The organism is Pseudonocardia sp. UM4_GMWB1 (genome assembly GCF_017312155.1).
Classification (GTDB): domain Bacteria; phylum Actinomycetota; class Actinomycetes; order Mycobacteriales; family Pseudonocardiaceae; genus Pseudonocardia; species Pseudonocardia alni.
Genome location: NZ_QJPN01000001.1, coordinates 3,428,344 through 3,448,390, shown reverse-complemented (window position 1 = coordinate 3,448,390; position 20,047 = coordinate 3,428,344). Strand labels below are relative to the sequence as shown.

Genomic DNA, 20,047 nt, shown 5'->3' with positions numbered 1-20,047 from the left:
AGCGAAGTTCTACGTCCAGTAGTAGTTCTACCGTAAGTAGAAGATCGGTGGGGGGCCGGGCTCGGTGGCCCTCGACACGCGGGTCGTCGCGGAGGTGCTCAGCCGCCGGTGCGCGGGTCGAAGGCGCCGTGCTCGCGCAGCACGTCGAGCACCTCCGGCAGGTCGGCGAAGGCCCGTTCGACGTCGGCCGGGGCGGCGACGCGGTGTGCGTTCGCCTCGACGTAGGCGCGGACCGCGGCGTCGAACCGCTGTGCGCCGACGGCGTCGCGACCCGCGAACAGCGCGGCGGCACCCTGGTCGTAGACGCCGTCGACGAGGTCGGTGAACCCGCCGCGGGAGTCCCAGAACGACATGGGGGCGCCGATCGGGCCCGCGACGTCGCCGGGTCCGAAGCTGCCGATCCGGTACAGGTCGCGCTGGTCGGCGACCAGGGCCTGGGCCCAGGTCGTGAACGCCTCGTCCAGCCACGGGTCACGGGCCTGGTCGTTGCCGACCAGCGCGTAGAACCAGGAGTGGGCGATCTCGTGCGCGGCCAGCGACGGGCGGGTGGCGTCGTCGACGTCGCCGAACTGCAGGTGGGTCGGGAACTCGACGCCGTCGCTCTGGGTGGGCACGACCGTCAGCCACAGGTCCGGGTACGGGTAGGGCCCCAGCAGCCGTTCCAGGGCGGGCAGGAAGCGGGCGACCTCGCCCTGCCAGTCCTGCGCGGAGCCGCGCAGCTCCCCGCCGCGCCGGGCGCCGGCGCGGCCCGCGGTGGGCAGTGCGACGTGCACCCGGGTGGAGCCGACCGTGGACTCGGCGACCCGGTAGGCGCCGACGGCGACCGCGATGTCACGGACCGCGTCGGCGGTGAAGGTGCGGGTGAGCCGCCCGCTGCCGGCGTCGCGGGTGCCGGTGGCCGTCCCGACCCCGACCACCTGCTGGTCCGCCGCCGCGGTGACGGCGAGCGAGGCGAGCCGGTAGTCCTCGGCGACGACGGTCTCGCCGGACATCCGCACCGCGGGGGTGCGGACCCAGCCGCGGCCGCGGACCCAGTCCAGCACCGGCAGCGGACTGCCGAGCCAGGCGGTGCCCGCCGACGTGGAGTGCCCGATGCGTTCGGTGGAGTCCTCGCCGAGGGTGAGGGTGAACCCGAGCTGCGCGGTGACGGTGGTGCCCGCGTCGGCGCAGGACGGCAGCGGCAGCTCGACGAGCGTGCCGGGCGCGCCGTCCGGGGCGCCCGCCTGCTCGGTGCGCGGGGTGACCGGGGTGCCGTCGACGCTCGCGTCGGTGACCCGGGACGAGCCGCCGTCGGAGACGACGGTCGGCCGGTTGGTCCAGAGCCGGAAGACCAGCTCGCAGATCCGGGCGTCGGGGGTGAAGCGGACGGTCTGGCGGCCGGTGGCCGAGGACAGGTCCGGGGCGAGGTCCAGCGACGCGTCGACGACCGGGCGCTGCGGCCACGGGGCCGCCCGCTCGACCTGCGGCACGCCGGCCGCGCAGCCCCCCAGCACGGCCAGGACGACGGCGACGCCGACGAGGGCCCGGCGCCGCCGGGTCAGGTCGATCATGAGGGGGAGGCTAGCCGCGGTGCGCACGGGCGGCGACCGGCGTGCGGCACCGCCCGGCTACGCCACCCGATCGCGGGCCCGGCCGCGGAGCCGGTCCCGGACGGCGTGCGCGGGCGCCGACACGACGGTCTCGAGGGGACCGCGCCCGACCGCGCGCCGCCAGGCGAGCCCGATCCCGACCGCGACGGCGATCTGCCAGAGGTAGCCCTCCCAGGGGCCCAGGTCGTCGAGCGGGGAGTTCATGAACAGGATCGAGCCGACGTAGAGGGTCAGCGTCATCGACCCGGCTGCGGCGAGCGGGCGCAGCAGGTGACCCAGCAGCGGACCGGCGCCGCGGACGGTGACCGAGGCCAGGAGCAGGACCGCGCCGAGCACGGCGAGTGCGGACCCGGTGGTCTGGACGACGTCGAGCGGCGTGCCCGAGTGCGGCGCGACGGTCGCCAGCCACCACCACGTCGAGGTGGGGGTGACGCCGTCGGGGTAGCCGGTGACGGCATCGGCGATCGTCGGCGCGCTGTCGAGGATCTCCGGCGGGCCCACCGCGGCGATCGCGGCGTACCCGCCGCCCGGGCCGAGCAGCCACATCGACAGCCCGGTGGCCGCCGCCGCCGCGACGACGCCGCCGGCCAGCAGCGCCGCCGCCGTGCGCCGGTCCGAGAGCCGCAGCCGTCCGACCACGATCCCGACCGCCATGTAGGCGAGCCAGACCACCGCCGGGTAGGCGCCGGTCAGGGTCAGCTCCGACAGCAGCGCGCCGGGGTCGGTGACGATGTCGAGCACCGAGGGGTTGCCGAGGTCGGGCACCGGCAGGAACGGGCGCACCAGGTGCGATCCGACCGGTATCCCGAGACCCAGCAGCACCGCGAGCGGCGCGAGGACCCGGGTCGGCAGCGCGACCAGCGGTATCGCGAGCAGGAACGCGATCGCGTAGTAGGGGAGGATGAGCGCCGCGATCGACGGGTCGGTCCAGCTCAGGGCCAGTGCCAGCACCATCAGGACGCCGGCGCGGGTGGCGAGCATCGCCGCCGTGGCGCGCAGGTCGGGGGTGCGGACCCGGGCGCGCCCGGTCATGAACGCGAACGAGACCCCGGCGAGGACGGCGAACAGCGCCGCGGAGCGGCCGCCGAACACGAGGTAGCTGGGCGTGGGGGTGCCGTCGTCGGTGGCCTCGACGAGGGCGTGCACGGCGATGATGCCGAGCAGCGCGACCCCGCGGGTGGCGTCGACGCCGAGCAGGCGCGAGGCGCGCTCGCGGGGCGGCGCGGGTTTCGGCGCGGCCGGGGGAGCCGGGTCCGGGGCGGGCGTGGCCCGGGTGGTGGCCGGGAGCACGGTGGTGGTCCCCGTGGTCCCCGTGGTGTCCGGTGGTGCGGACGGGGTGCGCAGGGTCCGCGCGGGTGCCGACGGGGCAGGCGAGGGACCCGCGGTGCGGGGGGCCGGGACGGCGACGGTCGTCGCGGGCGCGGTGCCGGGCGGACCGGACGGCCGGCGCGGCCGGCTCGCGGTCCGGGTGGCGGCGGCGTCCGGCCGTCCCTCCGGGGCGCGGTGGGTGCCGGTGCCGGTCCGCCGGGGCGCGCCCGGGACGGGGCCGAGAGTGGGCCCGGGCGGCCCGGGCGGCCGGGGCGGCGCGGGGCGGTCGGCGCCGCGGCGGTGGCTGCCGGGCGGTTGCGGTCGGGTCATGTCAGAACCTCGTCGATCAGCTGGTGCCCGAGGTCGCGGGCGTCGGCCTGGGGAAGCCCGGCGTCGGCGAACCAGTCGGGTCCGGCCTCGGGATGCGGGCCGACGACGCCGACCCGGCCGTGCCCGAACGGGGTCACGGCGGCGGCGACGAGCCCGTCGGGGTAGCGGGCGAGGACGGTCCCGGAGTCGAGCAGGAAGTGCGGGCCGTCCTGGAAGAACAGGGTGCGGTCGCGGCCGCGCCAGTCGAGCCGGACCAGGGCGTCGCCGTCGTGGCCGACGGTGGCGCCGGGGGAGTCGATCCAGCGGTCGGTGTCGCCGGGCAGCAGGCCGAACCCGGGGGTGGCCCCGGCCAGGTAGCCGCCCAGACAGAACCCGAGGTAGCGGCCGCCGTCGCCGACCCAGTCGCGCAGCGGGCCGGCCGCGGGCCGCATCGTGCGCCACGCCGCGGACAGGGTGCCGCCGCCGGGCTGGGCGTAGAGCGTCGCGCGGGCGAGGGTGTCCGCGGTGAGCGGGAGCCGTTCGCGCGGGCCGGTGTAGTGCACGTCGAACCCGTGCCGCGAGGACGCCAGCAGCGCCGCCACCGACTCCGCGCACCCCGTCGGCCGCGACGCCGGTCCGCGGTAGACCAGCGCCACCGGGCGGTCGCCGGCGGAGGGGGCCGGGCCGCGGCGGCCGAGCAGCCGCCCGAACAGGCTCACCGCGGGCCCGGCCCGGAGCGGGCGGAACGGTGGTCGCGCGGCTGCGGCACCGGGGGCGGTGCAGTCCCCGGTCCCGGCCGGGGCGGCACGGCGGGGAGGGTCCGGGCGGTGCGTTCCGCGGACCGCGCCGCGGGGACCGGGACGCCCGCGGCGGCGTGGCGGTGCCGCGCACGGGGCGTGCTGCCCGGCCGGACGGGGGTACGGCGGTCGTGCCCGGCGCCGGCGGGCCCGGTCCCGGGGGCACCGGCCGAGCCGGCGGCACCCGCGCGGTGCCGGCCGGTGCTGCCGCGGCGCGGGGCCTGGCGCCCGGCCAGGACCGAGCGCATCCGCAGCGTGCGGCCCGGGTCGTCGGTCCCCTGCACCCGGGTGAGGACCATCGTGCGCTCCGGGTCGACGGCCGCGACCCGCACGGTCCCGGCCACGGTCTCCGGCGCCGCGGCGGGCTGCACGGCGGGCAGCACGGCAGGCGGCACGGCCGGTGCCGCGTCGGCCGGTGCGGCGTCGGGCACCGCGCGGGCGGTGATGCCCCGGTACCGGGAGCCGGGCGGCAGGTGCTCGCCCTTCATCACCAGCGACAGCGGGTCGAGCCGCGCCCCGGCGCCGACCACGGCGTCGTAGAGCACGATCGCCCGGTCCCCGACCGACGCGCCGTCCGCGACCGACACCGTCGACATCTTCATGACCCGGTCCTCGAACAGGTGGGTCTGCAGCGACACGTCCCGCCCGACGACGGCGTCGTCCCCGATCTCCACCAGGTCGTACTCGGTGAGGTAGGTCGTCGACACGCAGGTCCGCCGCCCGATCCGGGCGCCGAGCAGCCGCAGCATCGGCGGCAGCAACGGGGTCCCGGACAGCATGCTCAGCAGCCCGGGCACCGCGGAGGCCTCGTAGAGTCCGGTGACGAACTCCGAGCGGCGCACGAACCGGCTCCACAGCGGCTCGGTCCGCGGCCGGTAGGTGCCCACGACCAGCCACTTCACCGCGGCGACCAGCAGGACCAGCGCGAGCGCCGAGGCGAGCGCCAGCACCGGTGCCGCGAGCACGACCTGCCACGCGGCGCCGGTGCGGGCCACGCCGGACAGCCCCTGCAGGAACAGGTAGATCGACACCGAGATCGCCGAGGCGGGCAGCGTGGCCCGGAGGAACTCGATGCCGAGCCGCTCCGCGACGCGGCGCCGTGAGGGCGTGAACGTCAGCGACTCCGGGTGGTCCCCGGAGTCCTGGCGCACCGGCAGGTGCATCGCCGGAGACCCCAGCCAGGTGGTGTCGTGCGGCACGCCCGACGCCGGGGGCACCGTCGCGACGCCGATCAGCGACTCGTCGCCGAGCGTCGACCCGGCCGGGACGACGGCGGCGTTCCCGACGAACGCGCGCCGCCCCACCAGCGTCGGACGGCGGACCATCCAGCCGTTGTGGAAGGTCGCGCTGCCCACGCTCGCCATGTCCGCGACGAAGCTGCCCTGGGAGATCGTCAGCATCTCCGGGTCGATGTGCGAGGCGGTGGACACCTCCGCGCCGCGCCCGATCCGGGCGCCGAGCAGCCGCAACCAGCCGACCGTGTAGAGCGTCGAGTACAGCGAGTTGGTGTAGCTCAGGCTCATCTCGAGCAGCGTGTCGCCGAACCACTTGCGCAGCCCCAGCGCGGAGCGCGCCGCGAAGACCCCGGGCCCGGTGCGGGGCGCGACGGCCCACCGGCCGACAGCCACCAGTACGCACACCGTCACCACGAACACCGGCCCGACCAGGGCCGCGACGAGCAGGGCGGGGCCGTCGCCGAACAGCAGCAACGACGACCACACCAGCAGCACCGCCGGGACCAGCGCCAGCAGCGACACCAGCTCCAGCGCGACGATCCCGGCCAGCGCGGCCGCCCGCTGCGGCCGCGTCCAGGACGGTGCCGGGCCGCGTTCGGTCAGCTCGGCGACCGCGGCGTCGGCGGCGTCGGGCACCGCGGGGGACCCGGCCCAGTGCTCGGCGGGCGGCACCACCTGGTCCGCGGCGAGCGCGGACTGCTCCCCGACGACGGCGTCCGCGCCGACCACCGCACCCGGTTCGACGACCGCGCTGGCGCCGACGTGGGCGCCCTCGCCGACCGCGATCGGGGCGACGGTCACCCAGCCGTCGGCCAGCGTCCAGGGCCGCAGCGCGGCGCCGTAGCCGACGGTGGCGCCGTCGCCGATCCGCAGCAGCGCGGGCATCGACAGCACCGAGGTGCCCAGGTGCACGTCGCGGCCCACGGTGGCGCCGAGCATCCGCAGGTAGGCCGGGGCGAGCGGACCGCCGGACAGCACCGGCAGCGGTGACATCGACAGCAGCAGGTCCGCGGCCCACAGGCGCAGGTGCACCCGTCCCCACATGGGGTAGCGGCCGGGTGCGACCCGGGCGGTGAGCGCGCGCACCGCGAGCGGGGCGAGCAGCCAACGCTGCAGCAGGAAGATCGCGGTGGCGCCGAGGGCGAGCTGGGCCAGCACGTCCGGGGCGACCCGGCCGCCGTGCCAGGCGTACACCCCGGCCGCGGGCAGGGTCATGACCAGCATCAGCACGAACAGCGCGGCGCCCTGCATGGTCCCGGCGGCGGAGTAGCGGCGCCGCGAGTGGCGCAGCGGCTCCGGGCGCGGTGGCGGGGGCACGGAGCCGTCGCCGCCGTCGCCCGCCGCGTCGGGGTCCAGTGCCGCGGCCAGGCCGCGGACCGTCGGGTGCTCGTACAGGTCGCGCACCGCGGGGGAGCGGCCGACGCCGCGCTCGCGCAGCAGGGTCACCAGCCGCGCGGCGAGCAGCGAGTGCCCGCCGAGCTCGTCGAAGAAGTCGGCGGTGACCGAGACCTGGCCGGCGTCGAGCGCCAGCACCTCGGCGAGCACCGCCCGGACCCCGGTCTCCAGCTCCGTCGACGGCTCGACGTGCGGGCCGTGGGTCACCACGATCCGCGGCCCGGACGGGGCCGGCAGCTTCGGCCGGTCGACCTTGCCGCTGGGCATCATCGGCAGCGCGTCGAGCACCTCGAGGTAGCCCGGCACCATGTACTCGGGCAGCCGGGTCCGCAGCAGCTCGTGCAGCGCCGCCCGGTCCACCGGCCCGCCCGGCCCGGCGGCCGGGACGACGTAGACGGTGAGCTCCTCGCCCGTGCCGTCGTCGGTCCTCGCGACCGCGGCCACGGCGCTCTCCACGTCGGCGTGCTCCAGCGCGACGGTCTCGATCTCGCCCAGGTCGACGCGGTGCCCGCGGATCTTGACCTCGTCGTCGGCACGGCCCAGGTAGACGATCTCTCCGTGCTCGTCGAACCGGGCGAGGTCACCGGTGCGGTAGAGCCGCCCGTCGCCGTCAGCCGGCGCCGCGGGGTGGCGGACGAACCGGTCCGCGGTCTTCTCCGGCAGGTTGACGTAGCCGATGCCGACCCCGGGGCCGCCGATGCAGAGCTCGCCGACCTCGCCGCGGGGGACCTCGCGCAGGGTGTCGTCGAGGATCACCGCGGAGTAGGTCGGCACCGGGCGCCCGATCGTGACCGGCTTCCCCGGGTGCAGCTCGCCCCAGGTGCAGGTCACGGTGGTCTCGGTGGGGCCGTAGGTGTTGAGCATCCGCCGCCCGGGGCGCGCCCAGCGCTCCACCAGGCCGGCCGGGCAGGCCTCGCCGCCGACGAGCAGGGTGCGCAGCGCGGGCAGCTCCCGCGGGATCGTCGCCAGCAGGGTCGGCACGCAGCACAGCACGGTGACGCCGGTGCCGGCGAGGAAGTCGCCCAGCTCCGCGCCGATCCGGCGCGAGTCCGTCGGCCCGACGACGAGCGTCGCCCCGGCCGCGAAGGTCGGCCAGATCTCCTCGATCGAGAAGTCGAAGGAGATCGTCATGCCCTGGTAGACGCGGTCGTGCGGGCGGACGTCGTAGACGCGGGTGATGACGTGCACGAAGTTGCAGATGCTCGGGTGGGCGATCGCGACGCCCTTGGGTCGCCCGCTGGAGCCCGAGGTGTAGATGATGTAGGCCAGCGGCGCCGGGTCCGGGTCGGGGGCGACCGGGGCGAGCGGGTGACGGGGGAGCGCGGCGACGGCGTCGACGCAGGTGTCGAGCAGCACCAGCCCGGGCGTGGGCAGCTCGCCCGCCAGGTCCGAGGTGGTGACCAGCAGGTCCAGCCCGGCGTCGTCGCGGATGTAGCCGACCCGGTCCGCCGGGGCGGCCGGGTCGATCGGGACGAATGCGGCGCCGGTCTTGCCGATCGCCAGCAGCACCGCGTAGGTCCGCCAGGTCCGGTGCAGCAGGATCCCGACGCGCCGGCCCGGGCCCGCGCCGAGCCCGGCCAGGTGGCGGGCGAGCTGGTTCGCGCGCGCGTCCAGCTCGGCGTAGGTCAGCTCCAGGCCGCCGTCCTGCAGCGCGACCGCCCGTGGTGTCCGGGCGACCGTGGCCTCGAAGAACCGGTACAGGCGGTCCGGGTGTCGCGCGGGCGCACCGGCCGGGGCCGGGCGCGCCACGGCGACCCCCGCGCGGGGCGGGGACATCGTCACGTGCCGTCATCTCCCTACACGGCGACGGAACGCTTCCTCCGGTCCAGCGGGGGAGCACCCTGTGGGTTCAGGGGTACGGACCGGTGAGGCCGCCGTGGTCCCCCGTGACATCGCCACGGGGGAGGGGGCCTGTTACGGCGAGCGAGTAAGCGATAGGTGCTCAGTTTTACGGAGTGTGGCCGCTCACAGGTGGTGCTGCCCCAGCCGGGGCCTCCGGGTCCTCCGTCCGGCTCAGTCAGGCGACGGCGAGCGTGCGGCGGAGGAAGTCCACCTGTGCGGTCACGGACCGCTCGAACATCGCGCCGAGGTAGATGTCGAAGTGCCCGCACGGCAGCTCCAGCACCTCCGAGCCCGCCCCGGCCCGCGCGGCCACCGCGCGCACCGACGCGGGTGGCGCGATCGAGTCCCGCGCCGCGACGACGACGAGGATCGGCGCCCGCAGTCGCGCCGCCGCCGTCACCGGGCGGTTCAGCGGGATCCGCAGCGCGCCCCGGGCCCGCATGGTGTTGCGGAACCCGGGCCCGGTGATCGAGGAGTAGCCGCTCTCGGCGTCGTGCGAGGTGATCGCCGCGGTCGACCCGGGCGGTCCGAACACCGCGATCCGGTGCGGCGGGCGTCCGAGCAGCCCGGCGGCGGCGTCGCGCAGCCCGTGCCCGGTGAGGCGGGCCAGCTGCCCGGGTCCGGCGTAGCGCAGGATCTCCAGCAGCGCGGCGGTCCCGTCCATCGCCGCACCCTGGGAGATCACCGCGGCGACCCGGCCGTCGCGGGCGGCGACCGGGACGACGTGCCCGCCGGAGTACGAGCTGCCCCACAGCACGATCCGCTCGGGGTCGACGCCGGGCAGCGTGTGGGCGTGCGCGATCGCGGCGTGGTAGTCGGCGCGGTGCCTGCCGTGGTGGACGTCCTGGTCCAGGCGGGGATCGCCGGTGCCGTCCGAGGCGCCGAACCCGCGGTAGTCGAACACGAGCACCGCGCAGCCCGCAGCGGCGAAACGCTGCGCGAAGGGCAGCAGCCCGGAGTCGCGGGTGGCGCCGAAGCCGTGCGCCATGACCACGCAGGGGCGGCCGCGGTCGTTCGCGAGCGCGTCGCCGACCGGGGCGAGGTGCCAGGCCGCACAGCGCAGCCCGCCGCTCGGGAACGACGTCTCGGCGGGGGTGACGGTCATCGTCGGCTCCTGCGGTGCGCGGGCGGGGCGGCGTCATCCTGCCGCACCCCCGCGGCGGGCCGCAGGGTCAGGCCCCGGTCGGGCCGAACTGCTCGATCCGGATCGCGTGGTCGGGGACCCCGGCGGCGGCGAGCAGATCGGCCGCGGCGGCGGCGAAGGCGGGGGAGCCGCACACGAACGCGGTCTCCCCGCCGCGGACGAGCGGGGCCAGGTCGTCGAGGGTGAGCCGGCCCGCCGGGCGGACCGCGCCGGGTGGGGCGGTCCGGGTGAACACCGTGGTGACCGGGGGCCCGGTGAGCTCCTCGCCGTAGAACAGGTCGTCGGGGGTGCGGACCGAGACCAGCATCCGGACCAGGTCGGGACGGCCGGTGGCGCGGGCGTGGCGCAGCATCGCGGCCAGCGGGACCTGGCCGGAGCCACCGCCGACCAGCAGCGCGGGGGAGACCCCGTCCCAGGCGAACCAGCCGCCGACCGGGCCGCGGACCTCCAGCACGTCCCCGACGACGACGACGTCGTGCAGGAACTCCGACACCTCACCGTCGTCGAGACGTTCGACGGTCAGCGCGATCTCCGGCCGCCCGTCGGGAGCGGAGGCCACCGAGTAGCTGCGCTGTGCGGTGTAGCCGTCCTCGGCGGTCAGGCGCAGCACGTAGTACTGGCCCGGCAGGTGCGTGGCGGGCTCGGCCAGGCCGAGCCGGAACGTCCGCACCCCCGGGGCCTCGTCGTGCACCGACAGCACGGTCGCGGTCTGCCAGCGCAGGGTCCGGCGAGGGGTGGTGGCCGGGGTGGTGTCCACGGTCAGTCGCCCTGGAAGCGCTGCTCGGACCACGGGTCGCCGCGGTCGTGGTAGCCGTTGCGCTCCCAGAAACCGGGCTCGTCCTCGGCGGTCAGGCGCAGACCGGCGACCCACTTCGCGCTCTTCCAGAAGTACAGGTGCGGCACGAGCAGCCGCGCCGGGCCGCCGTGCTCGCGGGTCAGCGGCGCACCCTGCGCCTCGAACGCCAGCCACGCCCGGCCGCCGGTGAGGTCGGACAGTGGCATGTTGGTGGTGTATCCCGAGTGCGAGTGCGCGACGGCGAACCGTGCCTCCGGCAGCGGCCCCGCGGTCTCCAGCAGCGTGTCGACCGCGACCCCGCTCCAGCGCATCCCGAACTTCGACCAGGTGGTGACGCAGTGGATGTCGCCGTCCCAGCGTTCGCGGGGCAGGGCGCGGATCTCGTCCCAGGTCCACTCGACCGGGCGCTCGACGAGGCCGTCGATGCGGAAGGTCCAGCGGGCGGTGTCCAGGGTGGGGGCGCGCTCGGCGGTCAGCACCGGCCACTGGTCACCGGCGTCGTACTGGCCGGGTGGCAGCCGCCGGTCCCGCGGCCTGCGCCTGACGAATCCTCGGGTCACGGGGGGCATGCCGATCACAATGCACCCCCACCCCCGGTTGTTCCCACCCGTCTCAGGTCACGAGGTAGGCGTCGTAGGCGACCGCGTCGGCGGTGCGGACCGCGGAGCCGACGAGCACCGCGGTGTTGAGCCAGGCCAGGTCCGGGTCGGCGGTCCGGGCGTCGACGACGACCCGGAAGTAGTAGCGGGCCGGGTCGACGGGCTCCCCGGCGAGCAGCGCGTCGAGGACCGGGGCCGGACCGGTGCGGTAGCCCGCCGTGGCCAGCTGCAACAGGTGCCCCGACCGCAGCGCCACGGTGTAGCGGGTGTCGATCACGGCGGTGCCGTCGTCGAGCACCCGCTGGCGGTCGGCCCCGCCGCGGAGCACCTCGCCGTGCAGGCCCTCGCCGTCGCGGCCGGGTCCGGAGACCGTGCCGCCCACGATGGGGATCTCCCGCTCCCGGCCGAACGGGGTCCGGCCGACCTCCAGCGGCGGGTCGAGCAGGACGTGGACGCGGGCGACCGGGGTCAGCCCGGGGACGGCGGGTGCGGGTCCGGGAGTCGACACGGCCCCAGACTGGCGTCCGGGGCCGCCCGGGGCTACCCGTGAGGACTACCGGCGGGGAACCGCCGGGTGTACGCCGCGAGACCCCCGGACGGTCCCGTTGCGCCAGTCGGGTGCATCACAGGCCGTGCGCGCCTCGCCACAGCGCATGCCCCCGGCGGCACCGGCTCACTAGACTCCGCTGCACTTCGGTGGCGTCGACGACGGCGCCATCCGGCGGGCAACGAGGCCGCCCCGCGGGCCGGTGAGGAGAACAGAGCGGATGACGGACAGTGACCGCAGCGCGGTCGACCGCGCAGCCGGTCCGGAGGGCTCTGCCGTGGACGGTCCGGTGGAGCCGGAGGAGCTGGTCCTGGCCGGCGGCTTCGACCCGGTCACCCGTGACCAGTGGCTCGCCGCCGCGGACGCGGTGGTGCGCAAGTCGGGCCGGATCGGCGAGGACGCCGAGCTCGGGGCCGGGGTCGAGACCCTGACCCGCACCTCACCCGACGGCATCCGTGTCGCGCCGCTCTACGCCGACGAGGACACCACCGACCTGCCGCCCACCGGCGTGCCGGGGTCGTGGCCGTTCACCCGCGGCGCCCGCACCGACGGGCACGTACCCGACGGCTGGGACATCCGCCAGCGCCACGCCGGCACCGATCCGGCGGCCGTCCGCGAGGCCGTGCTGGCCGACCTGGAGTGCGGCGTCACCTCGGTGTGGCTGCGCGTGGGCGAGGGCGGCGTCGCCGTCGCCGACCTGGCCCGCGCCCTGGAGGGCGTGCACCTGGACCTGGCCGGGGTCGCCCTGGACGCCGGGACCGAGCAGGTCGCCGCCGCGCACGCCTACCTGGACCTGGCCGCGCGCAACGGCGTCGAGGACGCCGAGCTGCTCGGCTCGCTGGGCGTGGACCCGATCGGGCTGCGCGCCCGCGCGGGGTCCGGCCCGGACGTCGACTCGGTCGTCGAGGTCGCCCGCCGCGTCCACGGCACCTTCGACAAGGTCACCGCGATCACCGTCGACGCGACCGTGATCCGCGAGGCGGGCGGCTCCGACGCCCAGGAGCTGGGCTGGTCCCTGGCCGCGGGCGTCGCCTACCTGCGGGCGCTCGACGCGGCCGGGATCGCCGTCGCCGACGCGGCGCGGCTGCTCGAGTTCCGCTACGCCGCCACCCCCGAGCAGTTCCCGACGATCGCCGCCCTGCGCGCCGGGCGGCGACTGTGGGCCCGGGTGCTGGAGGCCTCCGGCGTCACCGACGTGCCGCAGACCCAGCACGCCACCGTCCCCGAGGCGCTGTTCACCCGCCGCGACCCGTGGGTCAACATGCTCCGCGGCACCGTCGCCGGGTTCGCCGCGGGAGTCGGCGGGGCCGACGCGGTCACCGTGCCGCCCTTCGACGCCGCCCTCGGCGTCGCCGAGCCGTTCTCCCGCCGCATCGCCCGCAACACCCAGAACCTGCTCGTGGAGGAATCGCACCTGGCGCGGGTCATCGACCCGGGCGGCGGCTCCTGGTACGTCGAGCACCTCACCGACGACCTCGCCCGGCCGGCCTGGGAGTTCTTCGTCGAGATCGAGGCCGCGGGCGGCGCCGTCGCCGCCCTCGACTCCGGCCTGGTCGCCGAGCGGGTCGGCGAGGTCCGCGCCCGCCGCGAGGCCGACGTCGCGAAGCGGAGGACGCCGCTCACCGGCGTCTCGGAGTTCCCCGACCTGAACGAGAAGCCGGTCGAGCGCACCCCGCTGCCGCCGGCCGTCGAGCGTGGGGGACTTCCGCTCTACCGCCCCGCCGAGGCCTACGAGGCCCACCGGGACCGCTCCGACGCGCTGCTGGGCGAGACGGGCACGCGCCCCACCGCCTTCCTCGCCACCCTCGGCCCGCTCGCGGTCTACACCGCCCGCGCCGGGTTCACCCGCAACCTGCTGGCCGCCGGCGGCGTCGACACCGTCGACGCCGGCCCGACCGACTCCACCGCCGACGTCGTCGACGCCTACGGCAAGGACGGGACGCCGGTCGTGGTGCTCTGCTCCTCGGACACGGTCTACGACGAGCGCGCCGCCGAGACCGCCGCCGCGCTGCGCGAGGCCGGTGCCGCGCGCATCCTGCTCGCGGGGAAGCCGAAGGACGAGGTGCCCGGCGTCGACGGCCACCTGTTCGCCGGCTGCGACGCCCTCGCCGTCCTCGACGACGTGTACACCCACCTGGAGGGCTCGAAGTGAGCATTCCCGACTTCACCGGCGTGCCGCTGCTGGGCGACACCACCCCCGCGACCACCTGGACCGGCTCCGCCGACGTCTGGGAGGCGCCGGAGGGGATCGGCGTCAAGCCGCTCTACACCGCCGACGACCTCGCCGGCGTCGACTTCCTGCACACCTACCCGGGCATCACCCCGTACCTGCGCGGGCCGTACCCGACGATGTACACCAACCAGCCGTGGACGGTGCGCCAGTACGCCGGGTTCTCCACCGCCGCGGAGTCGAACGCGTTCTACCGGCGCAACCTCGCCGCCGGGCAGAAGGGCCTGTCGATCGCGTTCGACCTGGCCACCCACCGCGGCTACGACTCCGACCACCCGCGCGTCGCCGGCGACGTCGGCATGGCCGGGGTCGCGATCGACTCCATCCTCGACATGCGCCAGCTCTTCGACGGCATCCCGCTGGACAAGATGTCGGTGTCGATGACGATGAACGGCGCCGTGCTCCCGGTGCTCGCGCTCTACATCGTCGCCGCCGAGGAACAGGGCGTGAGCCCGGAGAAGCTGACCGGAACCATTCAGAACGACATTCTGAAGGAGTTCATGGTCCGCAACACCTACATCTACCCGCCGCAGCCGTCGATGCAGATCATCTCCGACATCTTCGGCTTCACCAGCCGCGAGATGCCGAAGTTCAACTCGATCTCCATCTCCGGGTACCACATCCAGGAGGCGGGGGCGACCAACGACCTGGAGCTCGCCTACACCCTCGCCGACGGCGTGGAGTACCTGCGGGCAGGTGTCGACGCCGGGCTGGACATCGACAAGTTCGCCCCGCGGCTGAGCTTCTTCTGGGCGATCGGCATGAACTTCTTCATGGAGGTCGCCAAGATGCGGGCCGCACGCCTGCTCTGGTCCAAGCTCGTGAACCGGTTCGAGCCGCAGAACGCCAAGTCGCTGAGCCTGCGTACGCACTCGCAGACCTCCGGCTGGTCGCTGACCGCGCAGGACGTCTACAACAACGTCGTCCGCACCTGTGTCGAGGCGATGGCCGCCACCCAGGGCCACACCCAGTCGCTGCACACCAACGCCCTCGACGAGGCCCTCGCACTGCCGACGGACTTCTCCGCGCGGATCGCGCGCAACACCCAGCTGCTGCTGCAGCAGGAGTCGGGCACCACGAACGTCGTCGACCCGTGGGGCGGCTCGTACTACGTGGAGAAGCTCACCTACGACCTCGCGAAGCGGGCGTGGGCGCACATCGACGAGGTCGAGAAGGCCGGCGGCATGGCCCAGGCCATCGACGCCGGCATCCCCAAGATGCGCGTCGAGGAGGCCGCGGCCCGCACCCAGGCCCGGATCGACTCGGGCCGCCAGCCGGTGATCGGCGTCAACAAGTACGTCGTCGAGGCCGACGAGCAGATCGACGTGCTCAAGGTCGACAACGCGAACGTGCGCCGCGAGCAGCTCGAGAAGCTCGCCCGGCTCCGCGCCGAGCGCGACGACCGCGCCGTCGACGAGGCTCTGCGCGCGCTCACCGGCGCCGCGGAGAAGATCGCCGAGGGCTCGTCGCGCTCCGACGACGAGAACCTGCTCCAGCTGGCCGTGAACGCGGCCCGCGACCAGGCCACGGTCGGGGAGATCTCCGACGCACTCGAGAAGGTCTTCGGGCGCCACGCCGGACAGATCCGCATCATCTCCGGTGTGTACTCCGCCGAGGCCGGGCAGAACCCGGCGATCGACCGCGCCCGCGAGCTCGTCTCCGAGTTCGCCGGCCACGAGGGCCGCCAACCCCGCATCCTGGTCGCGAAGATGGGCCAGGACGGCCACGACCGCGGCCAGAAGGTCATCTCGACCGCGTTCGCCGACATCGGCTTCGACGTCGACGTCGGGCCGCTGTTCCAGACCCCGGCCGAGGTCGCGAAGCAGGCCGCCGAGTCCGACGTGCACGTGATCGGCGCCAGCTCGCTGGCCGCCGGGCACCTCACGCTGGTCCCGGAGCTGCGCCGCGAGCTCGCCGAGCTGGGGCGCGACGACATCATGGTCGTCGTCGGCGGGGTCATCCCGCCCGCGGACGTGCCGGAGCTGCTGGAGATGGGCGCGGCCGCGGTGTTCCCGCCCGGCACGGTCATCGCCGAGGCCGCGGTCGACCTGCTCGGCAAGCTGGCCGCCGCGCTCGGTCACGACGAGCCGGACACGTCCGCCCCCGGCAGCGTCTACGCCGACTGAGCCACCGCCGCCGTCACGGTGGCTCGTCATCGTGCCGCCGTCGCCGCGCCCGGTGCGCCCACCCGCGCACCGGGCGCGGTGCCGACCCGCAAGGAGAGTCCCGCCGATGGCCCCTCGCGTCCCCGACCCCGCGGAGCTCGCCCGCGGGGTCCTGGCCGGCGACCGCACCCTGCTCGCCCGGGCGATCACCCTGGTCGAGTCCAGCAGGCCCGACCACCAGCGGGCCGCCCAGGAGCTGCTCCTGGAGCTGACCCCGAAGGCCGGGCACGCGGTGCGGGTCGGCATCTCGGGGGTACCCGGGGTCGGGAAGTCGACATTCATCGAGGCGATGGGCTCCACGCTCACCGCCCGCGGCCACCGGGTGGCGGTCCTCGCCGTCGACCCGTCGTCCACCCGTACCCGCGGGTCCATCCTGGGTGACAAGACCCGGATGCCGCGCCTGGCCGTCGACCCGCACGCGTTCGTGCGGCCGTCGCCGTCGGCGGGCACGCTCGGCGGGGTCGCCCGCCGCACCCGGGAGACGATGGTCGTCATGGAGGCCGCCGGGTTCGACGTCGTCCTCGTCGAGACCGTCGGGGTCGGCCAGTCCGAGACCGCCGTCGCCGGGATGGTCGACACCTTCCTGTTCCTCACCATCGCCCGCACCGGCGACGCGCTGCAGGGGATCAAGAAGGGCATCCTGGAGCTCGCCGACGTCGTCGCCGTGAACAAGGCCGACGGCCCGCACGAGCGCGACGCCCGCGCCGCGGCCCGCGAGCTCGCCGGCGCGCTGCACATGATGACCCCCACCTCGGCGCACTGGCGCACCCCGGTGCTGTCCTGCTCCGCGCAGACCGGGAAGGGCCTGGACACCGTGTGGGAGAAGGTCACCGCCCACCGCGAGGCCCTCGACAAGGGCGGTGAGCTCGCGACCCGGCGCGCCGACCAGCAGGTCGAGTGGATGTGGCAGATGGTGCGCGACCGGCTCATGGACCGGGTGCTGCACGACCCGGCGACGGCCGAGCGGCTCCCGAAGCTCACCGCCGAGGTCCGCGACGGCGGGCTCACCCCCACCCTCGCCGCCCAGCAGATCCTCGACGTCCTGGGCTGAACCACCCGTTTCGGTCCCCGGGCGCACCCCGGACGATCGCTAACGTCGGCGACCGTGAACGACCGGATCATCCCCGGGGTGCTCGCGATCGGGCTCGGGTCGGCGCTGGTGCTCGCCGTGCTCGTCCCGGCCGTCGCGCTGACCTACCGCCGCCGCGGTCGCTTCGGGCCCGGCGAGCTGGCCGTGCTCGTCGCCGTCCCGGTGTACGGGCTGGCGGTCCTCGGCTACACCCTGCTCCCGCTGCCCCAGGTCGACGCGGCGTTCTGCGCCGGGCGCACCGCGGCGGACTCGCTGCAGACCCGGCCGTTCGCCTTCGTCGGCGACGTCACCCGGATCGCCGCCCGCCAGGACTCGACCGGGGTGCGGGCCTGGCTCGCGAACGCCGCGGTGCAGCAGGTGGTGCTCAACGTGGCGCTGTTCGCGCCGCTGGGCTGGTTCCTGCGCGGGGTGTTCCGCCGCTCGCTACCGGTCACCGTGGCCGCCGGGCTCGCGGTGTCCCTGCTCGTCGAGGCCACCCAGTACACCGGCAACTGGTTCCTGTTCCCGTGCGCCTACCGGCTCGCCGACGTCGACGACCTGATCGCTAACACCGCGGGCGCGTTGCTCGGCGGTCTCGCCGCCGCCCTGGTGCGGCCCCGCTCGTGGGACGCGGGCGCCGACCCCGACCGGCCGGCCCCGGTGACGGCCGGGCGCCGGCTGCTCGGAGCCCTCTGCGACCTGGCGGCGGTCTGGGTGACCGGGTCCCTGCTCGGCTCGCTGCTGCTCGCCGGGACCGCGCTCACCGGGTACACCGGCGGGCCACTGCCCGACTGGTTCGACACCGCGAACACCGTCCTCGGGTTCTGGCTGCCGCTGCTGGTGTTCCTGGTGGTGCCCCTGGTGGGGCGCGGCGGCACCGTCGGCCAGCGGGCGGTGCGGCTGCGGCCTGCGCTGCCCGGCGGCGGCGTCCCCGGCCGCGGACGCCGCCTCGCCCGGGCACTGCTCGGCACCGGTGGGTTCCTGCTGTTGTCCGGGCCGTCCGGCGCGGTCGGCGTGCTCGGGCTGCTGTGGGGGATCGCGGGCCTGGTCGGGCTCCGGCGCAGCACCGGCCACCGCGGGGTGGCCGGCCGGCTCACCGGTCTCGCGATGGTCGACGCCCGGGAGCCCGCCCGCACCGCCCCGGCCGACCGGCCTGCTGTGCCCGACCGCCCCGCAGCGCCCGACCGCTCCGCGGGCTGACGGCTCAGGGCCGGGCGTCGGCCAGCTTCTCAGCCAGCACCGACCGCAGGATCGCCTGCTCGGCGGCGAGCATCGTGAAGGTGCACCCCAGCGCCCGGAAGCGGCGGACGTGCGCGGGGGAGTCGCAGTAGATCCCCACCGGTACCCCGGCCCCCGCGCACACCGCGGCGATCCCGGAGACCAGCTCGGCGTGCCTGTCGGACTCCGGGCCGCCGTCGCCCTGGGCGGCGAGCGGGAGCCCGTGCGCCAGCGCCAGGTCCGACGGCCCGACGAACACCGCCGCGACCCCGTCGACGGACACGATGTCGGCCAGGTTCGCCACCGCGGCGACCGTCTCCACCATCACCACCGTGCGCGGCGGTGCGAACACGTCGCGGCCCTGCCACGAGGGGCGGACCGGCCCGAAGCTGCGGACCCCGTCCGGCGGGTAGCGGCACGCCGCGACCGCCGCAGCGGCCTGCTCGGCGGTGTCGACCAGCGGGACGATCACGCCGTCGGCACCCCGGTCCAGGGCCCGCCCGATGCCCTCGGCTCCGTGGCCGGGGACCCGCACCAGCGACGGCGTGCCCGTCGCGGACAGGGCCTGCAGCATGCCCAGGACGGTGTCGTCGCCGATCAGGCCGTGCTGGGTGTCGACGCAGACCAGGTCGAACCCGACGGAGCCGACGATCTCGGCGACGGCGGGGGAGGGCAGCTGCAGCCAGCCACCGACCGCGTCGCCGGTGAACAGTGGATCAGGGGTCATGCGACGACCGTGCCGCCCCGCCCGCCCGACACGCCAGTCGAGGCCGTCGTCCCGTCGTGTGCCGGGCGCCTGTCCGGCACACCACCGCCGTCGACGACGACACCTGGTTCCTCGACGCGGGCCCGCAGGCCGCGCGTGGTGCTCGACGACCCGGCCGCCGCACTCGGGACGGGGTGAGCCCGCCGCGACGGGCGGGGCGGGGTGCCATCATCACCCCATGTCGTCGCCGTCCGCGCAGCCGGTGTCCCTGCCCGCCCGGCCGGTGGTCGGGGTCCTGCACCCCGGCGCGATGGGCGCCGCGCTCGGATCGGCGCTCAAGGCCCGCGCGGGCGCGGTGATCTGGGCCGACGCCGGGCGCTCGCACGCCACCGCCAAGCGCGCCGAGCTGGCCGACCTGCAGGCGGTGCCGACCGTCGCCGACCTCGCCGCCCGGGCCGACGTGATCGTGTCGATCTGCCCGCCGCACGCCGCGCGCGAGGTCGCGGGCCTGGTGGGCGCCGGGCTGGCCGGGCGCACCGACCGCCCGCTCTACGTCGAGGCCAACGCGGTGTCCCCGGACACCGTCCGCGGCATCGCGACACTGCTCGGCGACCGCGCGACCGTGTGCGACGGCGCCGTCATCGGCCCGCCCGCCTGGACGGTGGGCACCACGACGCTGTGGCTGTCCGGGCCGGGGGCGGACACCGCCGCCACCCTGCTCGAGCCGGGCCCGTTCGACGCCAGGGTGCTCGGCACCGCCGGGACCGACCTGGGCGCCGCGAGCGGGCTGAAGGCCTGCTTCGCGCTGCAGAGCAAGGCGGCACCCATGCTGTGGCTGGCGCTCGAGGAGGCCGCCGCGGCGTTCGGTGTCACCGGGGCCCTGCACGCCGAGCTGGACCGGGCCGGGGTCGACCACGCCGCCGCGCTGGCCCGCGCCCGCGAGCGGATGGCGGGAAAGGCGTGGCGCTGGGCGGGGGAGATGGACGAGGCGGCCGACGCGTTCGCCGCCGCCGGGGTGCCCGACGGCTTCTCCCGCGCCGCCGCCGAGCTCTACCGGCGCGCGGCCGGGGCGGGCGGGTGAGCCGGGCCCGGCACCGC

Annotated in this window: 14 protein-coding genes; 5 read left to right on the top strand and 9 right to left on the bottom strand. The window is 76.0% G+C overall.

Features of this window, described 5'->3' with window-relative positions; translation table 11 throughout:
- Positions 1-98 precede the first annotated feature (98 nt).
- From DMP15_RS16415 to DMP15_RS16380, 8 genes are all read right to left on the bottom strand, one after another.
- The gene (locus tag DMP15_RS16415) at positions 99-1,550 is read right to left on the bottom strand and encodes a M1 family aminopeptidase (RefSeq protein WP_304580077.1); all 1,452 of its coding nucleotides are present in this window, start codon (positions 1,548-1,550) and stop codon (positions 99-101) included.
- Positions 1,551-1,607: 57 nt separating this feature from the next.
- A complete protein-coding gene (locus DMP15_RS16410; RefSeq protein WP_083658300.1) occupies positions 1,608-3,227 on the bottom strand; it encodes a heparan-alpha-glucosaminide N-acetyltransferase domain-containing protein in 1,620 nt (539 codons plus the stop codon).
- Positions 3,224-3,925, bottom strand: a complete 702-nt coding sequence (locus tag DMP15_RS16405; protein ID WP_304580076.1) for a BPL-N domain-containing protein — start codon at positions 3,923-3,925, stop codon at positions 3,224-3,226. Before DMP15_RS16405 ends, DMP15_RS16410 begins: the two co-directional genes overlap by 4 nt.
- On the bottom strand, positions 3,922-8,409 hold the full coding sequence (locus DMP15_RS16400) for a Pls/PosA family non-ribosomal peptide synthetase (protein ID WP_083658491.1): 4,488 nt from the start codon (positions 8,407-8,409) through the stop codon (positions 3,922-3,924). The genes DMP15_RS16405 and DMP15_RS16400 overlap by 4 nt, the downstream gene beginning before the upstream one ends.
- A gap of 241 nt (positions 8,410-8,650) precedes the next feature.
- Complete coding sequence (locus tag DMP15_RS16395) at positions 8,651-9,580, bottom strand: alpha/beta hydrolase (RefSeq protein WP_073574922.1); 930 nt, start codon at positions 9,578-9,580, stop codon at positions 8,651-8,653.
- A 67-nt stretch (positions 9,581-9,647) separates the two neighbouring features.
- Complete coding sequence (locus tag DMP15_RS16390; protein ID WP_100877794.1) at positions 9,648-10,376, bottom strand: FAD-binding oxidoreductase; 729 nt, start codon at positions 10,374-10,376, stop codon at positions 9,648-9,650.
- A 2-nt stretch (positions 10,377-10,378) separates the two neighbouring features.
- Complete coding sequence (locus DMP15_RS16385) at positions 10,379-10,984, bottom strand: sulfite oxidase-like oxidoreductase (RefSeq protein WP_073575345.1); 606 nt, start codon at positions 10,982-10,984, stop codon at positions 10,379-10,381.
- A 43-nt stretch (positions 10,985-11,027) separates the two neighbouring features.
- Positions 11,028-11,522 carry a DUF3237 domain-containing protein gene (locus DMP15_RS16380; protein ID WP_073574920.1) on the bottom strand — a complete coding sequence of 165 codons (495 nt, stop codon included), beginning with the start codon at positions 11,520-11,522 and terminating at the stop codon, positions 11,028-11,030.
- Positions 11,523-11,781: 259 nt separating this feature from the next.
- On the opposite strand from DMP15_RS16380, the gene DMP15_RS16375 reads away from it, so the two are divergent.
- The 4 genes from DMP15_RS16375 (at position 11,782) to DMP15_RS16360 (ending at position 18,225) form a co-directional block, all read left to right on the top strand.
- Positions 11,782-13,713, top strand: a complete 1,932-nt coding sequence (locus DMP15_RS16375; RefSeq protein WP_083658297.1) for a methylmalonyl-CoA mutase family protein — start codon at positions 11,782-11,784, stop codon at positions 13,711-13,713.
- Positions 13,710-15,917, top strand: a complete 2,208-nt coding sequence (gene scpA / locus DMP15_RS16370) for a methylmalonyl-CoA mutase (protein WP_139282745.1) — start codon at positions 13,710-13,712, stop codon at positions 15,915-15,917. The genes DMP15_RS16375 and scpA overlap by 4 nt, the downstream gene beginning before the upstream one ends.
- Positions 15,918-16,023: 106 nt before the next feature.
- Complete coding sequence (meaB, locus tag DMP15_RS16365; protein ID WP_073574919.1) at positions 16,024-17,007, top strand: methylmalonyl Co-A mutase-associated GTPase MeaB; 984 nt, start codon at positions 16,024-16,026, stop codon at positions 17,005-17,007.
- 54 nt (positions 17,008-17,061) lie between these two features.
- Positions 17,062-18,225, top strand: a complete 1,164-nt coding sequence (locus DMP15_RS16360; RefSeq protein WP_083658294.1) for a VanZ family protein — start codon at positions 17,062-17,064, stop codon at positions 18,223-18,225.
- 4 nt (positions 18,226-18,229) lie between these two features.
- Here the strand turns inward: DMP15_RS16360 and DMP15_RS16355 are convergent, their stop codons facing one another.
- A complete protein-coding gene (locus DMP15_RS16355) occupies positions 18,230-18,970 on the bottom strand; it encodes an HpcH/HpaI aldolase family protein (RefSeq protein WP_073574918.1) in 741 nt (246 codons plus the stop codon).
- Positions 18,971-19,187: 217 nt separating this feature from the next.
- Between DMP15_RS16355 and DMP15_RS16350 the strand changes: the two genes are divergently transcribed.
- The gene (locus tag DMP15_RS16350) at positions 19,188-20,030 is read left to right on the top strand and encodes an NAD(P)-dependent oxidoreductase (RefSeq protein WP_073574917.1); all 843 of its coding nucleotides are present in this window, start codon (positions 19,188-19,190) and stop codon (positions 20,028-20,030) included.
- Positions 20,031-20,047: the final 17 nt, after the last annotated feature.

Excerpts from the sequence above, each read along its gene's own strand:
- DMP15_RS16415 (WP_304580077.1), bottom strand. The coding sequence starts at position 1,550 with ATGATCGACCTGACCCGGCGGCGCCGGGCCCTCGTCGGCGTCGCCGTC.
- DMP15_RS16410 (WP_083658300.1), bottom strand. The coding sequence starts at position 3,227 with ATGACCCGACCGCAACCGCCCGGCAGCCACCGCCGCGGCGCCGACCGC.
- DMP15_RS16400 (WP_083658491.1), bottom strand. The coding sequence starts at position 8,409 with ATGTCCCCGCCCCGCGCGGGGGTCGCCGTGGCGCGCCCGGCCCCGGCC.
- DMP15_RS16395 (WP_073574922.1), bottom strand. The coding sequence starts at position 9,580 with ATGACCGTCACCCCCGCCGAGACGTCGTTCCCGAGCGGCGGGCTGCGC.
- DMP15_RS16385 (WP_073575345.1), bottom strand. The coding sequence starts at position 10,984 with ATGCCCCCCGTGACCCGAGGATTCGTCAGGCGCAGGCCGCGGGACCGG.
- DMP15_RS16375 (WP_083658297.1), top strand. The coding sequence starts at position 11,782 with ATGACGGACAGTGACCGCAGCGCGGTCGACCGCGCAGCCGGTCCGGAG.
- meaB (WP_073574919.1), top strand. The coding sequence starts at position 16,024 with ATGGCCCCTCGCGTCCCCGACCCCGCGGAGCTCGCCCGCGGGGTCCTG.
- DMP15_RS16355 (WP_073574918.1), bottom strand. The coding sequence starts at position 18,970 with ATGACCCCTGATCCACTGTTCACCGGCGACGCGGTCGGTGGCTGGCTG.
- DMP15_RS16350 (WP_073574917.1), top strand. The coding sequence starts at position 19,188 with ATGTCGTCGCCGTCCGCGCAGCCGGTGTCCCTGCCCGCCCGGCCGGTG.